The sequence below is a fragment of the Bartonella queenslandensis AUST/NH15 genome (genome assembly GCF_000312585.1).
GTDB classification, from domain to species: Bacteria; Pseudomonadota; Alphaproteobacteria; order Rhizobiales; family Rhizobiaceae; genus Bartonella; species Bartonella queenslandensis_A.
In genome coordinates this window covers 36,973-46,558 of sequence record NZ_HE998007.1, presented here as the reverse complement: position 1 = coordinate 46,558, position 9,586 = coordinate 36,973, and the positions used below count along the sequence as shown (strand labels likewise).

The window sequence follows — 9,586 nt, the reverse complement described above, 5'->3', positions numbered from 1 at the left end:
ATCTTTAACGCGTGATTGTATTTTATTGATCTTCATTATAAAATGAATGATAATGCAGTTATCTCGTTATTTTCTCAATGTTGAATTTTCTGCTTGTGGTCAAGCTTGGTTAGATGCCCTTGATATTCAAGGGATAAATAATGCGCGTGCTATTTCTCAAAAGTTTGGTTTTCCAGATCAGTTAGCGCGAGTCCTTTCAGCAAGAGGTGTGGATGAAACTGAAGCTGTTGCTTTTATTAATCCAACATTGCGAACGCTTATGCCTGATCCAGAAAGTTTTAGAGATATGCAATGCGCAGCAGAGCGTATTGTTGAGGCTCTTCTCAATCAAGAACAGGTTGCTGTTTTTGGTGATTATGATGTTGATGGTGCCTGTGCATCAGCACTCATAGCGCGTTTTTTTCGTTATTTTGAGATTGAAGTCAAAATTTATATTCCTGATCGTATTGTTGAAGGCTATGGACCGAATGAACAAGCAATGAGAATGCTCGTGCAAGAAGGGGCCCGTTTAATTATCACTGTTGATTGTGGTGCAAATAGTCCAGAAGCTGTAAAAGCGGCGAGGCTTGCAGGTGCTGATGTTGTGATTTTAGATCATCATCAAATGTCAGAGATTCATCAAGAAGCTGTTGCTCTTGTCAATCCTAATCGCCCTGATGATTTTTCTGGACAAGGGCATTTATGTGCAGCGGGTGTTGTCTTTGTTACATTAGCTTGGGTTCATCATTTGTTGCGGAAAAAACAATTCGAAGGGAAGCTGCCTGATCTTCTCAGTATGCTTGATCTTGTTGCATTGGCAACCATATGTGATGTTGTTCCATTACAGGGGGTTAACCGTGCTTTTGTGGTAAAAGGACTGCAAGTTGCTCGTTCTATGCATAATCCGGGGATAGCGGCTTTAACAAAGGTTGCACGAATAGGGGAGCCACTTAATAGTTTTCATTTAGGTTTTTTATTAGGTCCTAGAATTAATGCAGGAGGGCGCATCGGTGATCAAGCTTTGGGAGCACGTTTGCTTAGCTGTGAGAATATAGATGAAGCGGATAGAATAGCAGAACAATTAGATCAGCTTAATCAAGAACGCCAAGAAATGGAGAACATTCAATTAGCACAGGCGGAATCTTATATTGCTTCTCTTTACCAAGATCAAGAAACACCATTGTCACTTGTCATTTCTCATCAAGAATGGCATCCGGGAATTATTGGTATTCTTGCTTCACGTCTCAAAGAGCGTTTTTTTTGTCCTGTTTTTGCTATTGCTTTGAAAGAAGATGGAAATGGCGTAGGGTCGGGACGTTCAATTAATGGTATAGATTTAGGAGCACTCGTTCGTGAAGCTGTTACACTCAATTTATTAGAAAAAGGAGGCGGGCATAGTATGGCAGCAGGAATTACAATTCAATCGGCAAAAATTGAAATTTTTAGAAAATGGCTAGAAGAAAAAGTTTCTGTAATGGTTTCACAATTGCATGCAAAAAAGTCTCTTAGTATAGATGGTTCTCTTTCTGCTTCTGGTGTCAATCAAGCACTATTTGAGTTGCTTGAAAAGGCAGGGCCTTTTGGGACAGGGAATGTAACACCAGTTTTTGTTCTACCCTCTCATCGATTAATGAATCTATCTGAAGTTGGTAAAGGACATCTTCGCCTCATTGTATCTAATGTGGAAGGCAAAAAACTGCAAGGAATAGCTTTTCGTGCTGTAGGGACAGCACTTGGTCATTTTCTCTCTGAAAATATCGGTGAAATGATTCATTTAGCTGGTCATCTTAGTTTGAATTATTGGAATGGAACGGTTAATCCGCAACTGCGCGTGATTGACGCCGCCGCAGTAGTTTAAAAGAGGTATTTTTTACATTAGATGTCTAAATTAGAAGCAAAAGTAGAATTTTCTTGTATGAAACGAAATCGTGCTTCTGGCTTTGTTCCCATGAGACTTTCTACAGTCTTTTTCGTTTCTTGCATTTCCACGGCATCAATAGAAACACGAAGCAGTGTACGTTTTTGAGGATGCATTGTTGTTTCTTTAAGTTGTTCTGCGCGCATCTCACCCAGCCCTTTAAAACGTCCGATTTCAATTTTAGCCTTTCCCGTAAATTCAGTTTTGAGCAATTCATCCTTATGGATGTCATCACGTGCATAAGCAACTTTCCCGCCTTGCGATATTCTATAAAGGGGTGGGACGGCGAGATATAAATGTCCTTGATGAATAAGGTCAGGCATTTCTTGAAAGAAGAAGGTAATGAGCAGTGACGCAATATGAGCACCATCAACATCAGCATCTGTCATGATGATAATACGTTCATATCTGAGATCTTTTTCACGATATTTAGAACGTGTTCCACATCCAAGAGCAAGGATAAGATCGCTAATTGTTTGGCTTGAGTTCATTTTTTCATGTGCAGCACTGGCGACGTTTAAGATTTTGCCACGAAGAGGTAAAATTGCTTGGTTTGCTCTATTTCTCGCTTGTTTAGCAGATCCTCCTGCAGAATCCCCTTCAACAATAAATAATTCAGCACCCGCAGCATGGTTTTGACTACAATCTGCCAGTTTACCAGGCAGACGTAATTTACGGACAGCCGTTTTTCGACTTATTTCTCTATCTTGACGTCGTCTAACACGTTCTTCAGCGCGTTCAATAACCCAATCGAGAAGTTTGGTTGCTTCTTGTGGGGAATTTGCCAACCAATGATCAAAAGGATCGCGGATTGCACTCTCAACAATACGCTGTGTTTCAATGGTTGCTAATCGATCTTTTGTTTGTCCAACAAATTCAGGATTACTGATAAAGACAGAAAGTATTGCAGTTGTTGAAATCATAATATCGTCAGATGTCATGATCGCTGCGCGCTTATTCCCTATTAACTCAGCGTAAGATTTCAATCCACGTAAAAGAGCTTGACGTAGTCCTATTTCGTGTGTTCCGCCTTCTCCTGTAGGAATAGTATTGCAGTAAGATTGCACGCAAGGATCACCACCATGCCAAGCAATAGCCCATTCAACGGAGCCATGACCGTTATTTTGTTGTGTTTTGCCAGAAAAAATTTCTGATGTGACGCGATATTCATCTTTTAGTGATGCAAGTAGATAGTCTTTAAGTCCATTGGGAAAATGAAAAACAGCTTTTTCGGGAATATTTTTTACGCCTTCAAGTATAACGGGATCACAAGTCCAGCGAATTTTTACACCACCAAAAAGATAGGCTTTGGAGCAAGCCATCTTATAGATTTTTTCTGGATCAAAAGCTGCTTTTTCACCAAAAATTTCACGATCAGGATGAAAACGAACGCGTGTACCACGACGATTATAAACATCCCCTAAATCTTCCAATCCAGATTGAGGAATACCGCGTGAGAAGCGTTGGCGGTAAAGTTTTCGTTCTCGTGCAACTTCAACTTCCATATCATCAGAAAGAGCATTGACGACAGAAATTCCTACTCCATGAAGTCCGCCCGCAGTTTGATAAGCTTTTCCATCAAATTTTCCTCCTGAGTGGAGTTGTGTCATAATAACTTCAAGAGTGGATTTGTCAGGCATTTGAGGATGATTTTCGACAGGAATACCACGTCCATTATCTGTAACGGTTATATAACCATTCCTATCTAATGAGACTTCAATGGAGTCTGCATAACCAGCAACAGCTTCATCCATCGCATTATCAATAATTTCGGCAAATAAATGATGGAGTGCTTTGCTGTCTGTTCCACCAATATACATTCCAGGGCGTAAACGTACAGGCTCTAAACCCTCAAGCACGCGAATAGAGAGGGCATTATAGTCGTCTTCTTGCGTATTTTTTGCACTTTTTTTTGAAATCACCATTTTTGATTTCATTGGAGATTGCAGAGTGCTTTCTTTTGTATTTACCCGAGATTGGGCTTTATTTAAAATACTAAAAAGATCTTTGTTGTTATCGCTCATAGCGTTTAACTATCTATCCTATAAAATAAAATATTCATTAAAATAAATTTTATGCCTGTTTTTTATTTAAAAATCAATGCACTTAGGAAACATCAATTGTTGGACCAAAAATCTGTTCAAAAGCATGTTTGAGAGCAATATCAATATCATGCATTGTTACAGGACATCCTAGATCAAGAAAGCTTGTTACACCGTGGTTTGTAATTCCACAAGGAACAATTCCTGAATAATGGGCTAAGTTAGGATTAACATTGATAGAAACGCCATGAAAACTTATCCATTTGCGCACTCGAATGCCAATCGCCGCAATTTTATCTTCGGAAGAAAGACCATTTTGTTTTGATGGGCAATGCGACTGTTTAACCCAGACACCAACGCGATCTTCTCTGCGTTCGCCTTTAATATTAAAGTTTGCAAGCATTTGTATGATCCATTCTTCTAACGCACTGATGAAAGCACGAATGTCTTGTTTTCGGCGTTTAAGATCAAGCATAATATAAGCAATGCGCTGTCCTGGACCGTGATATGTAAATTCACCCCCACGTCCTGCTTCATAAACAGGGAATAAATGAGGCGTTAAAAGATCCTTTTTATCTGCACTCGTCCCCGCTGTATAAAGGGAAGGGTGTTCAAGAAGCCACACCTGTTCATGTGCAGTTCTTGCAAGAATTTTTTCTACACGTTCCTGCATATAACGCAGCGCTTCAGGATACTCAACCAAATGATCACTTATTTTCCATTCAACGGGTGGATTACCTAGAATAGCATTAAAATGACGTGATAAGTGACTACGATCTCTATGTTTCAATTCAAATGTCATTGGCAATATTTATCTTAATGTTTGAGTTTTTGTACAGTAATCAGAAAAATAACAAAAGCGTAAGTATTAAGAGACACTTTATGAGAATTGCAATGAATTTTATTTAAAAAACGCGTTATGCTCGTTTTACCATCTTCCCGTTGCTCCACCACCACCTGATGATCCACCACCACCTCTGAATCCTCCTCCTGTTGAATGTCCACCAAATATTCCACGAGAGTTTCTACCGCTCGCATTTAAGTTTAAAAACCAAGGTGTAAAGACAATACCCATCCAAAGATACCTTTGTGGACCTATTTTCCTACCAAAAATCATAGCCAAAATGGGTAAACCGACTGCTATAAAGAGAATGAGAAACATGATTGTATTTATAATCATTTCTTCTCTTGCAGCTTGTTTACGTTGTTCTTCAATAGCTTTAGCTTTTTGTTTGATTCGAAAAGAAAAATCAGCATCGCTTTGTGTGATCACTTTGATAATTGCATGAACTGCTTCAACAATTCCTTTTTGATAATTTCCTTCACGAAAATTAGGAATCATGAAGCTGTTAATGATGACAGACGAAATAGCATCTGTTAGTTCTCCTTCCAACCCGTAGCCTACCTCGATACGTGCTTCACGTTCATTGGGTGCAATGATGATTAATACGCCGTTATTGATTTGTTTTTGACCTAACTTCCATGTGCGAAAAAGAGAGTTGCTGTATGTCTCTATATCATTGCCTGAAAGAGTAGGGAGCGTTACAAGAACAATTTGATCTCCCGTTTTTTCTTCGAGTGCAGCAAGCTTTTCCGTTAAATTGCTTTTTGTTGCATGGTCAAGTAAATGAGCCATATCATTGATATAGCCGGTTAAGGGAGGGAACTTAGTATGTGCGTGAGTGACATTCCCCAATGCAATGATCAAGTATAGAATGCTTAAAGGCACCCATAAACGAAGAAAAAAACGACGTTTTATAGAGTGTTGAAATGGTTTCATTAATTAAAATTAACCTTTGGTGTTTGTTGGCTATCCGTATCGATGGTAAAAGTTGGCATCGGTTTAGCATCACGAAACCATAATTTTGCCCAAATCATTGTCGGCATTGTTTTGAGTGCAGTATTGTAGGCACGAACCGTTTCGATATAATCGCGGCGCGCAACGGAGATACGGTTTTCCGTTCCTTCTAATTGTGATTGAAGAGCAAGAAAGTTCTGGTTTGCTTTAAGATCTGGATAGTTTTCGACAACCACCATAAGCCGCGAAAGTGCACTTGATAAATTGGCTTGATTTTTGAGATATTGCTGCATAATTTCCGGATTATTCAGCATATCTGCGTTAATGTTGACTTGTGTTGCTTTGGCACGTGCTTCAATTACATTTGTGAAAACACTTTTTTCATGGGCGGCATAAGCTTTAACTGTTTCGACGAGATTGGGGATGAGATCTGTACGGCGTTGATATTGATTGAGCACTTCACTCCATGCTGCGTGTGCTTTTTCTTCATTTGTTGGTATCGTATTAAATCCGCAGCCACTTAAAAATGGTACTAACCCTGCCAAGAGCATAATGATTGAAAATTGTTTTAATATTTTAAACATTGAAGAAGTTTGTACATTTAACATAAAGTTGTCTCCACAGATATTTTATGTATTATATAGGGTGAATCTTCTTTGTGGAAAGTATTTTTAATTATAAACAGACATTATTATTAATAAAATTATTAATAAATTGATATCTTTTTGTGTTTTTAGCATGCTTCAGCGGCTTGTTGACATGAAAATAATAACGAGAATATAGATGTCATCTTATGAAAGATCAATAATATTCATGTCAATTATTCTTATGGTGTATATTTTCATAGTATTTTTATTTCAGAACGTAGCAGATAACAATTGGGGAAGGGGAGAATATAAGCATCAATCTTATAGAAGGTAGAGGTCGTTTCCATTTTCCCTCCTTTAGAACTCCATGCTTAACCTATTGAATAAAAAGCTTTTAAATTATGGAGATCAATAATTATGAAGAAGGGGAAAATCTTCTGTTGTAAAGCGTCAACCCTAAAGCGAAAAGTGTGACGGATTAGCTGAAGATTATGATCTCTATCGTTCTTGTTATCCTCTTACCTTATTTAAGATTATACTTCTTCCTTTTAATATTTAAGATTATACTTCTTCCTTTTAAGAACAAAAAGCATTTGTCTATCGTGGATGTAGGTGCAGGGAAAGGCATTGCATTAGAGAGGGGTATTAAAATTTTAGAGAATGAGCACTGATATCATGCTATCTTTATCCTAAGGAATGGCTTTTAAAAAAGCGTTTTAGCTTAATTAAAAAGCGTTTTAGTTTAAAGGGTGATTATATTTTTTTTGTTTTATAGGTTTTACAGAAGGATTAATAATGTTAAGAGTTACACTGTAATTGAAAAAGAAAGAAAATTATGATGATTATACTAAAGCCGGGTGAGGTAACGCTTAGCGAACTTGAAGCTATTTATTTTGATGGTGAAATCAGTAAACTTCATAATGATACCCATGTAGCTATCAAAAAAGGAGCGCAGCATATTGCTGAAATTGCTGCTGGAAGTGAGCCTGTGTATGGTGTTAATACTGGCTTTGGGAAACTGGCTTCCATTAAAATTGATGCGGACAAAGTCACTGTTTTACAGAGAAATCTTATTTTGTCCCATTGTTGTGGGGTAGGAGAGCCTTTAGCTGAAAATATTGTACGTTTGATCATGAGCTTAAAGCTTATCTCTTTAGGAAGGGGAGCTTCGGGAGTTCGTTTAGAGTTAGTCAATTTGCTGGAAAATATGCTTGAAAAGGGCGTTATTCCTGTCATCCCAGAAAAAGGATCTGTTGGCGCTTCAGGTGATCTTGCGCCACTTGCTCATATGGCGGCTGTCATGATGGGAGAAGGAGAAGCGTTTTTTCAAAATATTCGTATGAGTGGAGCACTTGCTTTAGAGAAAGCAGGATTATCGCCTATTATTTTAGAGGCAAAGGAAGGACTAGCTCTTATTAATGGGACTCAAACATCAACAGCACTTGCACTTGCCGGACTTTTTCGAGCTTATCGGGCATTATGTGGTGGATTGTTGGCAGGGGCTTTAACGACAGATGCTACCATGGCATCAACGGCACCATTTCATCCTGATATCCATATTTTGCGAGGACATTATGGGCAGATTGCCGTATCGCAAACATTAGAAAAGCTTATAGAGGATTCAGAAATTCGTGCAGCACATTTACGTGGTGATGAGCGTGTACAAGATCCTTACTGTATACGTTGTCAGCCACAGGTTATGGGGGCATGTTTTGATATTTTGCTCGCAGCAGCAAAAACACTGATTATTGAAGCAAATGCTGTTACAGATAATCCGTTGATTTTAAGAAATGGTGAGGTTGTATCAGGTGGCAATTTTCATGCTGAGCCTGTCGCGTTTGCAGCTGATCAGATTGCTCTTGCTTTGTGTGAAATAGGATCTATTTCTCAACGGCGTATTGCCCTTATGGTTGACCCAGCAGTTTCTTATGGTCTTCCAGCTTTTTTAGCGCACAATGCAGGTCTTAATTCAGGTTTTATGATTGCTGAAGTAACAGCAGCAGCTTTAATGTCTGAAAATAAGCAAATGGCTCATCCTGCTTCCATTGATTCAACACCAACTTCAGCCAATCAAGAAGATCATGTTTCAATGGCTTGCCATGGTGCTCGTCGGTTATTGGTAATGAGTGAAAATCTTTTTGCACTTATTGGTATTGAAACGCTTATTGCAGTACAAGGAATTGAATATCGAACACCTTTAAAAACAAGTACTCTCTTACAGTCTGTTATGAAATGTTTACGCAAAAATGTTGCTTCTCTTAAGGAAGATCGCTATCTGGCTCCAGATCTTCATCAAGTACATAGACTTGTACGTGAAGGGCACTTATTATCTATTTTGCCAGAAACAATTTTTCCTTCATTAAGTTTTCAATAATATTTGTTTTAAAACCAATAATGAAGGGCGGATATTGAATTTTGAAACTTTCTCATATGAAAATATAGAAGATCAATGCTATATTTGAATTATCTAATAAATTATGTATTTATTACTGTGTATATCTGTTGTTTATAGCCAACTAGATATTTTATAATGATCTGGATTTATCATCATAATTTTATAGAAACTATAAAGTTGAAGTGCTTATACTTTATGATTACTATTAGATTTTTTAATATAAGTTAAATAATGTCCACAATTTATATATTGTAATATTATAATTTTATGAGTATAAATTATATTATATGCATATTATAAAGTAAAATAAAACTTTATTGTATATTCTTCTTATTTGTTAATACTTTATGAGTTTTATATTTCATTTTTTGTGTTTTAAATAAAAAAGGAGAAAGAAATGTTTTAAAAGTGCTCGATTATGTGTTCTAACAACAGTTCTTTTTTTTCACAAATTCTTGAGGTTTATGTAAATTTTAGGAGAGGTAGCTTTCCAGAGAAAGTTTTCATTATGATTGTGGCTCAAGAGAAAGAGCCTCTTGTTTCGGTGAAAAATAAAGGTTTTATTGCTATTTCAGGGCAAACTCCTAGAGGTAAGGAGAGTGGTATCATCGGACCAACAGTTAAAGATGCTATTTTTACCATATATTTTTTCTTCATTGGAAAGCTTGTAGTTAAGGCAGTTGGAGTCCTTAAACAATGGGTTGTGGATACACTTTCTCATACTTTTAAAAATTGGCGAGATTCGTATTATCACTGATTGAGTTATTTAATTGGCATAAAAAGTTTGTTTTATGCGACTAATGGAGAGTTTGCTTAAAGTAAAAAAATTATTATACGCATAATTAATGCATTTGTTATGAGTTTTTA

Annotated in this window: 7 protein-coding genes and 1 pseudogene; 4 read left to right on the top strand and 4 right to left on the bottom strand. The window is 37.3% G+C overall.

Annotated elements, in window-relative coordinates:
- The first annotated feature begins 52 nt into the window (after nt 1-52).
- A complete protein-coding gene (gene recJ / locus BN338_RS07060) occupies nt 53-1,837 on the top strand; it encodes a single-stranded-DNA-specific exonuclease RecJ (protein ID WP_039760438.1) in 1,785 nt (594 codons plus the stop codon).
- Nucleotides 1,838-1,854: 17 nt separating this feature from the next.
- Here the strand turns inward: recJ and parE are convergent, their stop codons facing one another.
- The 4 genes from parE to BN338_RS07040 all read right to left on the bottom strand — a co-directional run bounded on the left by parE (nt 1,855) and on the right by BN338_RS07040 (nt 6,345).
- Entirely contained in the window at nt 1,855-3,921 is a 2,067-nt protein-coding gene (gene parE / locus BN338_RS07055) for a DNA topoisomerase IV subunit B (RefSeq protein ID WP_039760435.1), read from the bottom strand.
- 82 nt (nt 3,922-4,003) lie between these two features.
- Nucleotides 4,004-4,741, bottom strand: a complete 738-nt coding sequence (lipB, locus tag BN338_RS07050) for a lipoyl(octanoyl) transferase LipB (RefSeq protein ID WP_039760432.1) — start codon at nt 4,739-4,741, stop codon at nt 4,004-4,006.
- A gap of 126 nt (nt 4,742-4,867) precedes the next feature.
- Complete coding sequence (locus BN338_RS07045; RefSeq protein WP_039760427.1) at nt 4,868-5,719, bottom strand: TPM domain-containing protein; 852 nt, start codon at nt 5,717-5,719, stop codon at nt 4,868-4,870.
- Nucleotides 5,719-6,345, bottom strand: a complete 627-nt coding sequence (locus BN338_RS07040; protein ID WP_039760424.1) for a LemA family protein — start codon at nt 6,343-6,345, stop codon at nt 5,719-5,721. Before BN338_RS07040 ends, BN338_RS07045 begins: the two co-directional genes overlap by 1 nt.
- Before the next feature lie 439 nt (nt 6,346-6,784).
- On the opposite strand from BN338_RS07040, the pseudogene BN338_RS13185 reads away from it, so the two are divergent.
- From BN338_RS13185 to BN338_RS12150, 3 genes and pseudogenes are all read left to right on the top strand, one after another.
- Nucleotides 6,785-6,992, top strand: a pseudogene (locus tag BN338_RS13185) (hypothetical protein); the annotation flags it as partial.
- Nucleotides 6,993-7,159: 167 nt separating this feature from the next.
- Nucleotides 7,160-8,698: a histidine ammonia-lyase gene (hutH, locus tag BN338_RS07030; protein WP_039760420.1), complete on the top strand. Its 1,539-nt coding sequence runs from the start codon at nt 7,160-7,162 to the stop codon at nt 8,696-8,698.
- 529 nt (nt 8,699-9,227) lie between these two features.
- On the top strand, nt 9,228-9,476 hold the full coding sequence (locus BN338_RS12150; RefSeq protein ID WP_244427625.1) for a hypothetical protein: 249 nt from the start codon (nt 9,228-9,230) through the stop codon (nt 9,474-9,476).
- Nucleotides 9,477-9,586: the final 110 nt, after the last annotated feature.

What these genes read in the sequence shown, in the direction of transcription:
- hutH (WP_039760420.1), top strand. Translation starts at nt 7,160, where the DNA reads ATGATGATTATACTAAAGCCGGGTGAGGTAACGCTTAGCGAACTTGAA.
- lipB (WP_039760432.1), bottom strand. Translation starts at nt 4,741, where the DNA reads ATGACATTTGAATTGAAACATAGAGATCGTAGTCACTTATCACGTCAT.
- BN338_RS12150 (WP_244427625.1), top strand. Translation starts at nt 9,228, where the DNA reads ATGATTGTGGCTCAAGAGAAAGAGCCTCTTGTTTCGGTGAAAAATAAA.
- BN338_RS07040 (WP_039760424.1), bottom strand. Translation starts at nt 6,345, where the DNA reads ATGTTAAATGTACAAACTTCTTCAATGTTTAAAATATTAAAACAATTT.
- BN338_RS07045 (WP_039760427.1), bottom strand. Translation starts at nt 5,719, where the DNA reads ATGAAACCATTTCAACACTCTATAAAACGTCGTTTTTTTCTTCGTTTA.
- parE (WP_039760435.1), bottom strand. Translation starts at nt 3,921, where the DNA reads ATGAGCGATAACAACAAAGATCTTTTTAGTATTTTAAATAAAGCCCAA.
- recJ (WP_039760438.1), top strand. Translation starts at nt 53, where the DNA reads ATGCAGTTATCTCGTTATTTTCTCAATGTTGAATTTTCTGCTTGTGGT.